This is a genomic window from Arthrobacter sp. 01T419, from assembly GCF_056398865.1.
This window is the reverse complement of the sequence record NZ_JBFTQF010000001.1, coordinates 380,738-394,529: the sequence shown is the minus strand read 5'-3', so window position 1 is coordinate 394,529 and position 13,792 is coordinate 380,738. Positions and strand designations below refer to the sequence as shown.

Genomic DNA, 13,792 nt, shown 5'->3' with positions numbered 1-13,792 from the left:
TATGGCTGAGCTCGAGGTTGAGATTGTCGCAGCGGACCACTTTGTGTGGTCCGGTGCGGCCAAGATGGTCAAGGCCCGCACCAGCGATGGTGAAATCGGGATCCTGCCGGGCCACTCGCCGCTCCTCGCCATCCTGGCCGAGGGCGAGCTGGCCATCGAGCCGGTTTCCGGAGACCGCCTGTCGGTAGTTGTGGACGGCGGGTTCTTCTCCGTCGACAACAACCGCGTGGTGATCGTCGCTGACAACGCCCAGCTGGGCGAAGCAGCTACTGCGGGGATCCGATAGCAAGACCTTGATGGACGATTCTGCTATTCCGTTCATCGCCCTGGCAACGGCGTTTGCGTTGCTGATTTTTACACTGTGCCTCGTAGGGGTGCGCCGCTTCAATTTGCGGCGCGCCCTGGGCACGGTTGACGCCTCCATTTGCATGGCTGGAAACAGCTGGCGGATGGGGGTTTGTCGTTATCAGGACTCGGAGCTCGAATGGTTCCGTTTGCTCTCCCTCAGCTTCCGTCCGAGGCACAGCTTCCGCCGTAGCTCCTTGGAGCTCCTAGGCCGCCGGAAACCAACGGAGGAAGAACTCACGAGGCTACAACCCGACGTCGTGGTCGTGGAGCTGCAGCATGAAGGCCAGTCGTTCATGCTCGCCATGAGATTTGATGCCTACACCGGGTTGTCTTCCTGGCTGGAAGCCGGCCCCGTGGTGGGCGTCGGCACCTGGCGCTGAGGACCGTGGACTATTTCGACAAAGTGAGCCTTGTTGATGGTCCATTCTTTTGGACCATCCTTGGCGCAGGAATCGCCGGGGGCGCGTTCCTCCTCATTCGACGAAGCTGGCGGTGGGTACTCTCCATTGTTGTGGCTGTCGTGATGGCAAGTGGAGTTGTGGCGTTCATCCACTGGATGCTCGTCAACGTTCTCCCAGTGTTCCCTGAGGACCTCCCCTTCGATGTTCTCGCGTGGTCCGTGGTTGCTTTCTCAGCGCTGGCCCTCTTCCTAGTCCGGCTCCCTCGCTCTTCGTGGCGTGGCAGGAGTGCAGCTGCCGCCTCGTTCGTCGCTGTCCTGCTGCTCTCTGCGCTTCAGATCAACAGCTATTTCGGCCTCAACCACACGGCTGCTGATCTCTTCGGCCACAATGTGGGGCGGATCCCGGAACTTGGGGATGAGTTCAAGAAGGGTGCTTCCGGAAGCCTGAGAGTGTGGGCGCACGGTGGGGGATTAGTCCGCCGGGCATCGATTCCGGGGACCGAATCCGGTTTCAAGGCACAGGATGCTTTCATCTATCTGCCGCCTGCCTATCTGGTCGCCGATCGCACCCAACTACCAGTGCTGGTGCTGTTTGCCGGCCAGCCCGGACGTCCCGCCGACTGGCTGACCGGCGGCCTGCTCGAACCGACCATGAATACCTTCGCGGCAAAACACGGTGGAGTGGCGCCGGTCGTGGTGGTGGTCGATCCCAACGGCTCCGATACCGCGAACACCATCTGCATGGATAGCCGGATCGCCCGTGCCGACACTTACCTCTCTATCGATGTTCCGCGATGGATCAACTCGACTCTCGAGGTCTCCGCGGATCCGAGGAAATGGGCAGTCGGCGGGTTTTCCTTCGGTGCCACGTGTGCCATGCAGATGACTACCCTGCATCCTGAAATCTATCCTTCCTTCATTGCCTTCTCGGGCGAGCGGGAGCCTTCGCTTGGTCCGGACCGCCAGCGGACCATCCAGACCGCATTCGGCGGAGACTCTGCCGCTTTCGATGCCCTGACACCGCTGATCTTGATGAAAAAACAAAACTACGCCGGGCATGCGGCCTTCATCGCGGTCGGTAGCGCTGATAGCGAATTCAGCCATTTCGCCACCGAGCTTGCGGCGGCAGCCCGCGGTTCAGGGTTCGACATCAGGCAGGCTTCAGTTGCCGGCGCCGGTCATTCGTGGGCCGTGGCCGTGCAAGAGTTTCCTTCTGCCCTGGATTTCCTGGCTCCTCGATGGGGGATCACACCGTGAGCACCCAGGAAGCTCAATTGTCCAAGGACCAAGCGGCTGCGCACGAGGACTCCAAGCCAGCGCGGAAGGTGGTGGCAGCGCTCGTCCGGGCCATGGTTGCAAACGTGGCTGTCCATATTGGCGCGATCCCGTTCACTGTGGGGGTGCTAGCGCTCTATCTGCTCACTCCGGCCATCTTCGACCCGGACATCGCATCCAGCCCAGATGTGTTGCGTCACCTGACCAGCGTGAGCGGTGGCGGATTGAAGTCCGGGGACTGGTGGTCCATCTGGACATCGATGTTCTTTGCCGCCAACCCCTTCGACTACGTCGCGAGTTCGTTGCTGCTCGTCGTGTTGCTGGGCTCTTCAGAGCGCAAACTGGGATGGTTCCGAACGGCAGCAGGCTTCCTTGGCGGCCAGTTTGCCACGGTCACTGCTTTTCTGTTGGTGGTCCAGCTTGCGGCCTACGCGGACGACGGTTGGCTGGGACGGATGATGGATGCCAGGACTTCGGGTCCCGTTCCGGCTACCCTCTTCGTCTCGATGGCCGCGAGCGGGCTTCTACCCACTTTGTGGCGTCGGCGGTTGAGGGCAACGGTTGTGTCGTTGGCACTTCTCTTGGTCCTGTACGTTGGCGACCCTTCTGCTGTCATGGCGCTGACTGGTGCGCTGCTAGGCCTCGGAGCCGGGTTCTGGCTCCAACTCGACCAAGGAATTCAACCGAGCCATCGGGCGACCAGGCGCGAGACGCGAAACTTGTTGTCGCTCATGGTGGCGATTTTCGGCGTCGGGCCCCTCGTGGCAGGCGCCGTGCGGAGCCCGGCAGGGCCGTTGGCATTGCTCAGGGAAATGGTCCTGAACCCCGTTCCGACACTCACGCAGTTGCAGGCGAACTGTGGCGGCACCGTGGACATCACGTGCCTGGAGCTTGGGCGGCAGGGCTATCCCGGGCCAGCCGGCGTGGCTCTTGCCGTCGTACCCGCACTGCTTCTCCTCATTTGTGCGGTGGGCATGCGCCAAGGAAGGCGCTTGGCCCTGAAGATCGCCATCGGAGTGCAGCTTGGGGTGGTGGCGCTGTCCTTGGCCTATCTGGTTTTGTTTGCCAGCATTCCGCATTTTCCAGGACGGGGCCGCACTGTGGTTCTTGGGTCCGCAGTGTTCCATATCCTGACTCTCGCGCTGGTTCCGCTCATCCTGGCAGTTCTGCTTTTCCTGTTCAGGGGCAACTTTGTCGTGGGATCGAGGGCGCCTCTTCGCCGTAAGATGGCGTGGCTGGTTGGCGGAACGTTGCTGGTATTGGCGAGTGCCTACACAGGGGCCTGGCTCGGCTCGGGCGGTATGGCGCACGACGGCGGCATCCTGGGGCTCATTGCCGAACTCGCCCGGCAGTATCTCCCGCTGCCGATACCCACGGCTTTCGGACGCGTGTTCGCCGAGCGCAGCGCCGCAGAGTCAATATTGTTCGCCTGGTCCGGGATTATTTTCTGGCTTGTGGCACTCGCCGCTGTATGGACACTGCTTCTCAAACGGCAACACGGTCCAGGCGGAGACGATCCGGCCCGTCTAGCGGCAAGGGATTTGGTCAAGCGGGGCGGAGAGTCACTCGCCTGGATGTCGCTATGGGAGCCGAACAAGTTCTGGTTCACTCCGGGGATGGACGCTGGCATTGCCTACCAGCAGCACGGAAACGTCGCACTGACCCTTGCCGGTCCGTTCGGCGTTCCCGAACAGGCCCGGGCAGCGACCGAAGGCTTTCTTGACTACTGCGCGGACCACGCCTTGGTGCCGTGCCTCTACTCCTGTACCGAGGCATTGTGGCCGATGTTGCAATCCACGGGGTTTCGCCGCATTGCCGTTGCCCAGGAAACCCGGCTCTCCATCCGTGATCTTGAGTTCACCGGCAAAGCGTGGCAAAACGTCCGCACGGCCAAGAACCGGGCGCTCAAGGCCGGTGTTGAAGCCCGGTGGGGACGCTATTCCGAGTTCTCCCAGCACATCCGTTCCCAGCTTGGCGAGGTGTCGGAAGAATGGGCCGCCAGGAAAAAGGTACCTGAAATGGGCTTTACCCTGGGTTCCCTCGACGAACTGATGGACGACGAAGTGCTTTGTTGCATAGCTGTCGACAGCAAAGGGTTTGTCTACGGGGTGACCAGTTGGCTGCCCGTGTTTCGTGAGGGCCGGGTGATTAGCTGGACATTGGACTTCATGCGCCGGCGGGGTGATGCATTCCCAGGCATCATGGAATTCATGATTGCCTCAGCGGTGCAGGAGTTGCGCCAGGGAGTGGAAGTCATTTCCCTGTCGGGTTCACCCTTGGCTGGGGAGACAGGGGAATTTTCCACCGGGGATGCCGGAATGGCAGGGATTCTTGACCTTGTTGGCAGGACCTTGGAACCTGTTTACGGATTCCGCTCGTTGGCCCGCTTCAAATCGAGGTTCCAGCCGGAGTATAGGAACCTGTATATGTACTATCAGGACAGCTTGGAGATTCCCGCGATCGGCGCTGCGCTCAGCCGGGCATATTTGCCAGGGCTGTCCGTTCGGCAAACCGCCAGGCTTCTCCGCACGCTCGTTGCCTGAAAAGGAAAAAGGGGTTCCGCATCCTGTGCGGAACCCCTTCCTTGAACCTGCCAGGCAGAATCAATCAGTCAAACTAGACGGCGGTGACGCCGGTGGCCTGCGGGCCCTTCGCGCCCTGACCGATCTCGAACTGAACACGCTGGTTCTCGTCGAGGGTGCGGAAGCCGCCGGTCTGGATCTCGGAGTAGTGGACAAAGACGTCGCCTTCTGCGTCGTCCGGGGTAATGAAGCCGAAGCCCTTTTCAGCGTTGAACCACTTGACGGTGCCCAGTGCCATTTTTTGTTTCTCCTCATTGTGGAACTTTAAGTCCGGCACACCGCGTGCCGGCCTTGGTTACTCCGCGAGAAGACCTGGTTCTCCGCCCAAGCCAGGCTTGGTTGGCTTCGCAGGAGCTTCACGCTCGCAACACGTCTTGCGAGCATGAATCACACCTACACAAAGACTGCTACAACACTTTCATGGCGGATACTGGAGGTCAACGGTCTGTTCAGGAATTCCGACAAATTTTAAGTAAAAAGAAGGTAACGGAAGAAAGCGCACCCGCCATTGGCGCTGCCATTGGCCGTCCGCGAATTCGGCCTAGGCCAGCCAATCCCCATTGCGCAATACACCCGCAAGTTGCAGTTCCTTGTCCACGACCACCAGATCGGCCCGCAGACCCCTGCGAAGGCCGCCAAGTTCATCGGAGAGCCCCAAAACCGCGGCGGGAACCGCCGTCGCCGATGAAACAGCATCGGCGAGCCCGACGCCGGCAGCAACAGTGCGCCGGACGACGTCGAGCATGGTGGCAGTGCCGCCGGCAATCGAACCGGTGGCATCCAAAGTGGCCACGCCGTCCGTCACGGTCACTGGCGAGGGGCCCAGCATGTAGTTCCCGTCGGAGAGCCCGGCTGCTGCCATCGAGTCGGTCACCAGGACAACGTTCGCGGCACCTACCAGCTGAAAAACGGTTGCCACGGTGCTTGGATCGAGGTGGGTGCCGTCGGCGATCAGTTCCACCACGGCCTTGCCTTCCTGGGCCGTGCGCAGGCAAGCGGCAACCGGCCCGGGGGAGCGGTGGTGCATGGGTGGCATGCCGTTGAACAGGTGGGTAACGGTTGGCAAAGAGCTGACGCCGTCGAAACCAGCGGATTCCAGGCCCTCCCTTGCCGCAATGAGGGAGGCGGCGGCCGTCGCGTCGTCGCAATCGGTATGGCCGAGCGACGGCGTTACTCCGTGGAACGTCATCAGGTCCACGAGCGCTGCGGCTCCGGGAAGCTCGGGGGCATAAGTCATCGTGGCAAGCTTGCCTGCAGCCGCTTCAACCAGCTCGTTCATGAGATCCAGGTCCGGTTCAAGCAAGTAAGCGGGATTCTGCGCGCCGCAGCGGGCATGGGAGAGGAAAGGCCCCTCCAAGTGGATTCCCGCCACGAGTCCTTCATCGGCCAAACGGACGTAGAGCTCGATGCCACGGAGAAGGTCCTCCCGCGGCGCCGTGACCATGCTGGCGAGTAAGGTTGTGGTCCCGGACCGGTGCAGGAAATCGATGGCCTTGCGCGCGGAGGATTCGTCGGCCCCCGGGAAGTCGCCACCGTTGCCGCCGTGGCAATGCACATCCACGAAACCGGGAACGATGTAACGTTCTTTGGGGAAATCCGTGCGCGGCGTTTCCTCGAAGCCTTCAAATGATGCTTCGTGGAACTCAGCGGCCGGCCCAGCAAAGGCAATGCGATCATCTTCCACCGCCACCAGGCCGTCTTCGATCACCACACCGTCACTGACGATCGTTCCGGTAATCAGGTGGCGCACAGGCGCAGAAAAAGATGCAGGCCGGTCTGGGACAGTCATGCTTTGATTCTAGTTGCCCCTGGTTGCCGCTGACCCGGTTTGAATCGGGATGAAGGCCGGACCAACCGGAACGCCTAGAACAAGCGCGACTCGCTGTCATCTACGCCGCGCATGGCGTCATAGTCCAAGGTGACGCAGTCTATTCCGCGGTCGTTGGCAAGGACCTTCGCCTGCGGCTTGATCTGCTGGGCCGCAAAGATGCCCCGTACGGGTGCCAGCAAGGGATCGCGGTTGAGCAGCTCAAGGTAGCGCGTGAGCTGCTCGACGCCGTCGATGTCGCCGCGCCGCTTGAGTTCGACGGCGACTGTCCCGCCGTCGCTGTCCCTGGCGAGGATGTCGACCGGACCGATGGCGGTGAAATACTCACGGCGGATGAGCGAATAGCCGGCCCCGAGGGTTTCGATTTGCTCAGCAAGCAGTCGCTGCAGGTCAGCCTCGACGCCGTCCTTGATGAGCCCGGGGTCCGTTCCGAGGTCGTGGGACGTGTCATGGATTTGCTCGTAGATGTTGATGATGAGCCGGTCATCGGTCTTGGCCGATTGCACGGTCCACTGCTCCACCACGCCTTCTTCGACCTCAGTCTCCTCCGGCGTCGTCACCCGCAGAGTAGCGGGCGGGCTCATCCAGTTCAGCGGCTTGTAGGAACCGCCGTCGGAGTGGACCAGCACGGAACCATCGGATTTGACGAGCAAAAGCCGGGTGGCAAGCGGGAGGTGGGCCTTGAGGCGGCCAACGTAATCAACGGAACAACGGGCTATGACGAGTCGCACCCGCTCCACTTTACTTCCTCTGCCGCTTGCATTCAGCGACTGGTGCAGAATGGAGTCATGCCCCGCTCCAACCGCCCCCGACGCACCGAATCAGCCAAGGCAAGCTGGAAACGGACAGGCGAGTCGCCGGAACTGGATCTGGAACGCGCCCGTTCGGGGATCGCCCGCAGGGAAAGCGCCCCCGACGGCGACTGGATGGTCCGGACCATGACCGCGCGGAATGCCGAGAAGACGTATATTTGCCCCGGTTGTTCGATGGCCATCACGCCAGGCGTCGCGCACTTGGTGGTGTGGTCCGAGACGCACCTTTTCGGCGAAGCCGCAGGATTGGCCGAACGCCGCCACTGGCACAACAACTGCTGGACAGGCCGGACGTACAGGTACCGCTGAGCACTTAAGCTTGAAAGCATGAGTTTCGATCCTGCCTCCTTCGTTTTCAGCCAGCCGGAGTCTGCCACGGATATCCGGGCCTCCACGGTTCTGCCGGCGCGCCGCGAGAACGTGGAGTTCCTCACCGAGGACGGCAAGTTGCTCGTGGGAGAACTGGCGTTGCCGGAATCCGGGGAGATCTCGGCAACGCTGATTACCCTGCACCCCTTGCCAACGCACGGCGGATTCATGGATTCGCACGTCTACCGCAAAGCGTCCTATCGGCTACCGGCCCTGGCCGGCGTCGCGGTTTTGCGCTTCAATACACGGGGAACGCATTCGCCACGGGGTACCAGCCAGGGGAAGTTCGATGAGGGAATCGGCGAACGGTACGACGTCGAAGCCGCCGTTCGCTTCGCGGTGGAACGCGGGCTTCCGAACCGCTGGTTGGTCGGCTGGTCCTTTGGTACGGAGCTGGCCTTGATGTACGGGGCAGTTGAACCTGTGGCTTCCCAAGTGGAAGGAGCTGTCCTGCTGTCACCGCCGCTGCACCGGGCCACGGACGTGCACCTGAAAGAATGGGCTGCCTCGGGAAAGCCGCTGACTGTCCTGGTTCCGGAACACGATGACTATCTTCAGCCCGCTGAGGCCGCTGAGCGGTTCAGCCTGGTGCCACAGGCCCGTGTCCTGGGGATCGACGGCGCCAAGCACCTATGGGTGGGGGAGAAGTACGCGGCCCGGGTTCTGGACGAGATCGTCGATGACGTGACCGACGCTGGTGCGGGACCCGGCGGCCTGCCCCGCGAATGGACAGGTCCGGTGGCTACCGCGTGACCGGCGGCTGCTGCCTGAGCAGCGGTCGGTCCTTTGGCGACTGCCAGGCCTAGTGGCGGTCCTGGCGAACGATGAAGACTTCCTTGATCAGCAGCATGATGGCTGCCGCCGTCGGGATGGCGATCAAGGCGCCGAGGACGCCCAGCAGGCTGCCGCCCGCAATCACCGAGATCACGGCGACTGCGCCGGGAACAGCGACGGCCTTCTGCATGATGCGTGGGGAGATGAAGTAGGCCTCGAATTGCAGATAGGCGAAGTAGCAGATGGCGTAGATCACGGCCGTTTGCCAGCCGGCGGTCAAGGCCACCAGGATGACCACTACGGCCGCGATCATTCCTCCTACCAGCGGTATGAACGCAAGCAGGGCAACCACGAAAGCCAGAAGGACGCTGAACGGAATGCCGAGGATACTCATGACGATGAAGGCGAACAATGCGTTCAGCAAGGCCACACAAACCTGGCCGATCACGTAGTTGCCTACTGAACGTGTGATTTCCTCTGACAGGGCCTCCACGCGCGGCCGGCGCGACCGGGGGGCGAGCCTGTAACCCCACCTTTTCATGGCGGGCAGCGCACCGAGGAAGTAAAGGCTGAGGACCAGGACGATGAGCGTCCCGAACACGCCATTGGCCACCGTGGAACCGAAGCCGACCACGCCGCCGAAGATTCCGCCCATGGCGTCAGGGTTCTTGACGAATTTGTCCAGCTCCTGGCTGATCCTGTCACGGACGCCGAACTGGCTGTCCAGGGACCTGAAGAAATCGGAATCCACGAAGCCCCGGATCCAGTCCGGAGCCTGCCGCACGATCTGCGAGACCTGCTCCACGATCGTGGGGATAAGGGTTCCAAAGAACGCTGCCACTCCGGCAACAACAGCTCCGACTGCGATGACGACGCCGGCCGGGCGCGGAATCTTTCGGCCCTCAAGCCAGCGAACCACGGGATCCAAGCCCAGCGCGATGAATAAGGCGGTCACGATCCATAGCAAAAGCTGGGCGGTATTTGTGCCGATGTAGAACAACAAGAGCGCGACGCCGACGCCGGCCGTGCCCATGAATCCGAGATAAAGCGGATGCTGCGCGGACATCCGCGGGCCGGGAGAGCCGAAGCGTGGACCGCCGGATTCATCCAGATCGGCCTCGGCTGTTCCATCGTGCTCAAGCTCGGGCGGCATCTCGAAACGGACCCGCGGCTGTGCGCCCGGAATGGGCTGGCGGAGCCTGCGGACGAAGGAAGCCATCAGCCCCTCGCCGTGATCCTTGCCATCCTGGGCGGACCCGGTAGCCAAACCATCCGGGGTGGTCCCGGGCTGTTGTTCGGCGGGAGTCGGATCCTTGCGCTCTTTCACGTGTTTCAGCTGCCTTTTCGTTCCGCGTTCAGGCTCCGGAGGTGCCCGATGTGATGTTGTTCGCCACACTATCAGCAGGCAGGAATTGGCGGATTCTAGGGGCAAAGGGGTGCGCGGTGGGCCTCTAGGGCAGGACTCCGAACTGACTCTTCGGTAACAAAACCGTTACCCTTGAAGTTCAACGACCGCTGATGATTGGTATTCCTGTGCGATTGAAGACTGCAGTTTCGCTGGTGCTGCTTGGCCTGCTGACACTGTTGGCCGGCATTGGCCAGCTGACCTTTTGGGCTCCGGCCGAGACCGTGACCGCGTCCGCCCCTGGCGACGCCAAAGCCGCTCCGCTGACGGTGATCAACCAAAACGTGCTGGCCCACAAGGGGGGTCCCACGAAGATCAGCATCAAGGGCGATGGCAACTTTGTCCTGGCTGTTGGCCGTCCGGATGACGTCGATGCCTGGGTGGGCAAGACCGCGCATAACAGCGTCACCGGTGTGTCCGAGGACGGCAAGTCCCTCCAGGTTGCCGGCACCGACGGCGAAGCGACCGCTCCGTCTCCGGCCGGATCGGACCTGTGGGCGGAAACGGAAAACGCCAATGGCCAGCTGGACTACACCTTTACGCCGCCTGCCAGTGGTAACTGGTCGCTCCTCCTGGCGAGCGACGGAACCAAGCCGGCGCCGTCGTCGGTCTCCGTGACGTTCCCGAACGATGCGACGATGCCGTGGGCCGTCCCGCTCATCGTCATTGGCGCGATCCTCCTCGTCGCGGGTGCGGCGCTGCCGTTCGTCAACAAGTTCACCAGAGGCCGGGGCAAGGGCGTTGGCCCAAGCGATCCCTCGGGCGGCGAGAACGCTGACGAGAACACGGAAGCCGATAAGGGCACCACGGACCAGGGCGCCACGGACGAGGACATTGCTGGCGACACCAAGAAGAGCACGGGCAGCGGTCCTGCGCTCCGTGTCTCGGTGGTGGCTGCGGCTGTGGCGGCAGCCCTCGTTGGTGGCACTGCCGCAGGTGCCCAGGCGAGCGAGACTCCTTCTCCCTCAGGATCCCCGACGGCGAGCCCGTCAGGGATCTCGGGAGCCCCCGCCGTGCCTGTCCTGGTGGACACGCAACTCAAGCGGATCCTGGAACAGGTCGCCAGCGCCGTTGCCGCCGGAGACGCCGCACGTGATGCCGCCAAGCTCGCTCCCCGGGTTGACGGCGCGGAGCTGCAGGTTCGGACCCAGAACTACAAGATCCGGTCCCAGGTTGCAACGCACGAGGCGCGGATGCCCGTCCGGTCCAGCAAGTTGCTCGGCAGCGTCATTACCAACCAGCGCACATGGCCGCGCACGGTAATCGCGGTGACGCAGGGCGATGGCAACGTAGTTCCCCAGGTCCTGACTCTTGTGCAGGCTTCACCACGCGAAAACTACAAGCTGAAGAGCGCCTCCCCGCTTCAGCCTGGAACGTCCTTCCCAGCGATTCCCTTGGGCGGAACCCAACAACTGGCGGCCGGGGACAAGTCAGGGCTGCAGTACAGCGGGACGGAGGCGCTGGCTGCCCTGGGCGATCGTTTGACCAAGGCGGACTCCACGTTTAAGGACAAGTTGGTCGAGGGAACCAATTCGCCTTACATTGCGGACGTCCTGGACTACCAGGCCAGCACCGTGAAGTCCGGCGCCAATGGAACCTTCACCTTCACCCACACTCCCACTCCGGCGGACACGGCGGTGTTCCGGACGTCCGACGGCGGTGCTGTGGTTGTCGGAAAGCTGGACTTTGATTTCACCAGCAAGCCCAAGGCGGATGGAGACACGTTGACGGTGGACAAAGCTGCTGCCGTGCTCGCCGGCGGGGATTCGACGAAAGTGGGCCTTGTCCAGACCTTCGCGGAGTCAGTAGCCGTCTATATTCCGCCAGCCGGTTCGACTGCTCCGATGAAGCTCGTTGCCGCCGTTCGCGGTCTGGTGGGAGCCAGCTTCAAGTAGGAAAATGCTGTTGGCGCAGCGGCTAGAGTGGACGGTATGAGTTCGCCAGGATCCCGTCCCGTCTCTCCAGCCGCTGCCAGCCAGCTCAACCTTCGCGGCGCCGTCGACCTCTCTGCGTTGCGGCGCCCAGCGCCGTCGGCATCGAGCGGTGTTCCGGCTGCCCCCGGCGGAAGCAGCCAGCCGCTGCGGGTAGACGCCACCGAGGCCAATTTCCAGGACCTCGTTCAGCTGTCCGCGCAGATTCCCGTCCTTTTTCTCTTGTGGTCCAACCGCTCCCTGGAATCCTCGAGCCTGTTGCAGATCCTCGAGGGGGTTGTCGAAAGCTACGCGGGCAAAGTGGTGCTGGCCGCCGCGGACGTTGACGCGTTCCCGCAGCTTGCCCAGGCATTCCAGGTCCAAGCCATCCCCACCGCCGTCGCAGTGTTGAAGGGCCAGCCGGTGCCGCTCTTCGAAGGGCCGGCGTCGGACCAGGAAATCCGCACCCTCATCGACGAACTCCTCAAGGTGGCAGAAGCCAACGGAGTGACAGGCAGCATCGGTGCAGGCGCTCCTGATGCGGAAGCCCCGCCGTTGCCGCCCTTGCACCAAGCGGCCTTCGACGCCATTGAGGCCGGGGACTACGCCGCCGCCGCGGTCGCTTACCGCCAAGCGCTTGCCGAGAAGCCGGCTGACGCGGAAGCTAAGGCCGGACTTGCGCAGGTGGAACTGATGGGCCGGCTCGAGTCTTTGACCGCAGCGGAAGCCGATGCCCTGCGCCATCGGGCAGCGGAAGAACCGGACAACATCGAAGTGCAGCTCAGCGTGGCGGACCTGGACATCTCCGGCGGCCATATCGAGGACGCGTTCAACCGCATCATCGCTTTCATCGGCCGCAACTTCGGGCCCGAGCGCGAAACGGCGCGCGTACGGTTGCTGGAACTGTTCAACGTTGTCGGCATTTCGGACGAACGTGTGGCCAAGGCCCGGCAAGGTCTCGCGCGGGTCCTTTTCTGATGACGCAGCCGGCTCTGTTCAGCCCGCTTCAGTTACGCTCCCTGACCTTGCCGCATCGAGGCTGGGTGTCGCCGATGTGCCAGTACAGCTGCTCGCCCGACGGCGACGGCGGCGTGCCGAACGACTGGCACCTTGTACACCTTGGAGCGTTTGCCACTGGAGGCGCGGCCCTCATCCTCACCGAGGCGGCAGCCGTCAGTCCCGAGGGACGGATCAGCCCGCGGGACGCCGGGCTGTATACGGATGGGCAGGCGGGCGCTTGGGAGCGGATCGTGGACTTCGTCCACCGCAATAGCGCTATAGGCGGCAAGATCGGCGCCCAGCTGGCACACGCCGGGCGCAAGGCTTCGACCTACTGGCCGTTTGCCGAACAACACGGATCCGTAGCGGAAGCCGACGGCGGGTGGCTGGCCCGGGGTCCCGGGTCTGAACCATTTGCCGGGCTTGCCGCCCCTGCTGCCATGGGCGAGACGGACATCCAGGAAGTGATTTCCGATTTCGCGGCAGCAGCCTCACGGGCCGTGGACGCGGGTTTTGACACGGTCGAGATCCACGGCGCGCACGGCTACCTCCTGCATGAGTTCCAAAGCCCCTTGATCAACAAACGCGATGATTCCTGGGGAGGCAGTGAGGCGGGCCGGAATCGCCTGACTCTCGCGGTTGTCGATGCCGTCCGTGCAGCCATCCCCGACTCCATGCCATTGTTGTTGCGGATCTCCGCGAGCGATTGGGCCGAGGGCGGCGTGGACATTGAAGCCTCCGTGCGGCTCGCGCGGGAGGCGTCCGAGCACGGTGTGGACTTGGTGGACGTCTCCAGCGGTGGCGCCGTGGCCCACCAGCGGATCAAGGCCGGCCCTGGCTATCAGACGGGATTCTCTGAGCAGATCCGGCGCGAGGCAGGAGTCCCTACTGGGGCTGTCGGCTTCCTGACCTCCCCTGGACAGGCCGAACACACAGTGGCTACCGGCCAAGCAGACGGCGTCTTCATGGCCCGCGCTGCCCTCCGCGATCCGCACTGGTGGCTTCGCGCAGCTTTTGAACTCGGATTCCCCTTGGAATGGGCGCCGCAGTACCAGCGCGCGGTTCCACGCCACAGCTTCTGAGGCCCAGT

The 13,792-nt window shown here is 62.9% G+C and carries 13 protein-coding genes; 9 read left to right on the top strand and 4 right to left on the bottom strand.

From position 1 onward, the window contains the following. Position 1: 1 nt before the first annotated feature. The 4 genes from AC1DLO_RS01905 (at position 2) to AC1DLO_RS01890 (ending at position 4,566) form a co-directional block, all read left to right on the top strand. On the top strand, positions 2–286 hold the full coding sequence (locus tag AC1DLO_RS01905) for a F0F1 ATP synthase subunit epsilon (protein ID WP_184737143.1): 285 nt from the start codon (positions 2–4) through the stop codon (positions 284–286). A gap of 10 nt (positions 287–296) precedes the next feature. After that, positions 297–728, top strand: a complete 432-nt coding sequence (locus AC1DLO_RS01900; protein ID WP_184737145.1) for a DUF2550 domain-containing protein — start codon at positions 297–299, stop codon at positions 726–728. Between the two features lie 23 nt (positions 729–751). Continuing rightward, positions 752–2,005 (top strand): alpha/beta hydrolase, encoded by a 1,254-nt coding sequence (locus AC1DLO_RS01895; RefSeq protein WP_476888598.1) that lies wholly within the window; start codon positions 752–754, stop codon positions 2,003–2,005. A gap of 92 nt (positions 2,006–2,097) precedes the next feature. Next, positions 2,098–4,566: a bifunctional lysylphosphatidylglycerol flippase/synthetase MprF gene (locus tag AC1DLO_RS01890; protein WP_476888767.1), complete on the top strand. Its 2,469-nt coding sequence runs from the start codon at positions 2,098–2,100 to the stop codon at positions 4,564–4,566. A 73-nt stretch (positions 4,567–4,639) separates the two neighbouring features. On the opposite strand, the gene AC1DLO_RS01885 is transcribed toward AC1DLO_RS01890, so the two are convergent. The 3 genes from AC1DLO_RS01885 to nucS form a co-directional block, all read right to left on the bottom strand. Further along, entirely contained in the window at positions 4,640–4,843 is a 204-nt protein-coding gene (locus AC1DLO_RS01885) for a cold-shock protein (protein WP_028264741.1), read from the bottom strand. A 303-nt stretch (positions 4,844–5,146) separates the two neighbouring features. Further along, a complete protein-coding gene (nagA, locus tag AC1DLO_RS01880; protein ID WP_184737149.1) occupies positions 5,147–6,394 on the bottom strand; it encodes an N-acetylglucosamine-6-phosphate deacetylase in 1,248 nt (415 codons plus the stop codon). Between the two features lie 74 nt (positions 6,395–6,468). Next, positions 6,469–7,164, bottom strand: a complete 696-nt coding sequence (gene nucS / locus AC1DLO_RS01875; protein WP_184737151.1) for an endonuclease NucS — start codon at positions 7,162–7,164, stop codon at positions 6,469–6,471. 57 nt (positions 7,165–7,221) lie between these two features. On the opposite strand from nucS, the gene AC1DLO_RS01870 reads away from it, so the two are divergent. Together AC1DLO_RS01870 and AC1DLO_RS01865 are read left to right on the top strand one after the other, a co-directional pair. Continuing rightward, positions 7,222–7,554 carry an ATP/GTP-binding protein gene (locus AC1DLO_RS01870; protein ID WP_184737153.1) on the top strand — a complete coding sequence of 111 codons (333 nt, stop codon included), beginning with the start codon at positions 7,222–7,224 and terminating at the stop codon, positions 7,552–7,554. Between the two features lie 18 nt (positions 7,555–7,572). Continuing rightward, entirely contained in the window at positions 7,573–8,367 is a 795-nt protein-coding gene (locus AC1DLO_RS01865; RefSeq protein ID WP_184737154.1) for an alpha/beta hydrolase, read from the top strand. A 49-nt stretch (positions 8,368–8,416) separates the two neighbouring features. Here AC1DLO_RS01865 and AC1DLO_RS01860 read toward each other — a convergent pair whose 3' ends face one another. Next, positions 8,417–9,607: an AI-2E family transporter gene (locus AC1DLO_RS01860; RefSeq protein ID WP_476888766.1), complete on the bottom strand. Its 1,191-nt coding sequence runs from the start codon at positions 9,605–9,607 to the stop codon at positions 8,417–8,419. Positions 9,608–9,906: 299 nt separating this feature from the next. On the opposite strand from AC1DLO_RS01860, the gene AC1DLO_RS01855 reads away from it, so the two are divergent. Genes AC1DLO_RS01855 through AC1DLO_RS01845 form a run of 3 tightly spaced genes read left to right on the top strand, consistent with a single transcriptional unit; the run spans position 9,907 to position 13,784 of the window. Then, entirely contained in the window at positions 9,907–11,688 is a 1,782-nt protein-coding gene (locus AC1DLO_RS01855) for a DUF8094 domain-containing protein (protein ID WP_476888597.1), read from the top strand. Between the two features lie 36 nt (positions 11,689–11,724). Continuing rightward, entirely contained in the window at positions 11,725–12,681 is a 957-nt protein-coding gene (locus tag AC1DLO_RS01850; protein WP_476888596.1) for a co-chaperone YbbN, read from the top strand. Beyond that, a complete protein-coding gene (locus AC1DLO_RS01845; protein WP_476914386.1) occupies positions 12,681–13,784 on the top strand; it encodes an NADH:flavin oxidoreductase/NADH oxidase in 1,104 nt (367 codons plus the stop codon). The genes AC1DLO_RS01850 and AC1DLO_RS01845 overlap by 1 nt, the downstream gene beginning before the upstream one ends. Positions 13,785–13,792 lie beyond the last annotated feature (8 nt).

Coding starts and splice junctions, on each gene's coding strand:
- AC1DLO_RS01900 (WP_184737145.1), top strand. CDS start 297: ATGGACGATTCTGCTATTCCGTTCATCGCCCTGGCAACGGCGTTTGCG.
- AC1DLO_RS01850 (WP_476888596.1), top strand. CDS start 11,725: ATGAGTTCGCCAGGATCCCGTCCCGTCTCTCCAGCCGCTGCCAGCCAG.
- AC1DLO_RS01865 (WP_184737154.1), top strand. CDS start 7,573: ATGAGTTTCGATCCTGCCTCCTTCGTTTTCAGCCAGCCGGAGTCTGCC.
- AC1DLO_RS01845 (WP_476914386.1), top strand. CDS start 12,681: ATGACGCAGCCGGCTCTGTTCAGCCCGCTTCAGTTACGCTCCCTGACC.
- AC1DLO_RS01870 (WP_184737153.1), top strand. CDS start 7,222: ATGCCCCGCTCCAACCGCCCCCGACGCACCGAATCAGCCAAGGCAAGC.
- AC1DLO_RS01905 (WP_184737143.1), top strand. CDS start 2: ATGGCTGAGCTCGAGGTTGAGATTGTCGCAGCGGACCACTTTGTGTGG.
- AC1DLO_RS01885 (WP_028264741.1), bottom strand. CDS start 4,843: ATGGCACTGGGCACCGTCAAGTGGTTCAACGCTGAAAAGGGCTTCGGC.
- nagA (WP_184737149.1), bottom strand. CDS start 6,394: ATGACTGTCCCAGACCGGCCTGCATCTTTTTCTGCGCCTGTGCGCCAC.
- AC1DLO_RS01855 (WP_476888597.1), top strand. CDS start 9,907: ATGATTGGTATTCCTGTGCGATTGAAGACTGCAGTTTCGCTGGTGCTG.
- AC1DLO_RS01890 (WP_476888767.1), top strand. CDS start 2,098: ATGGTTGCAAACGTGGCTGTCCATATTGGCGCGATCCCGTTCACTGTG.
- AC1DLO_RS01860 (WP_476888766.1), bottom strand. CDS start 9,607: ATGGCTTCCTTCGTCCGCAGGCTCCGCCAGCCCATTCCGGGCGCACAG.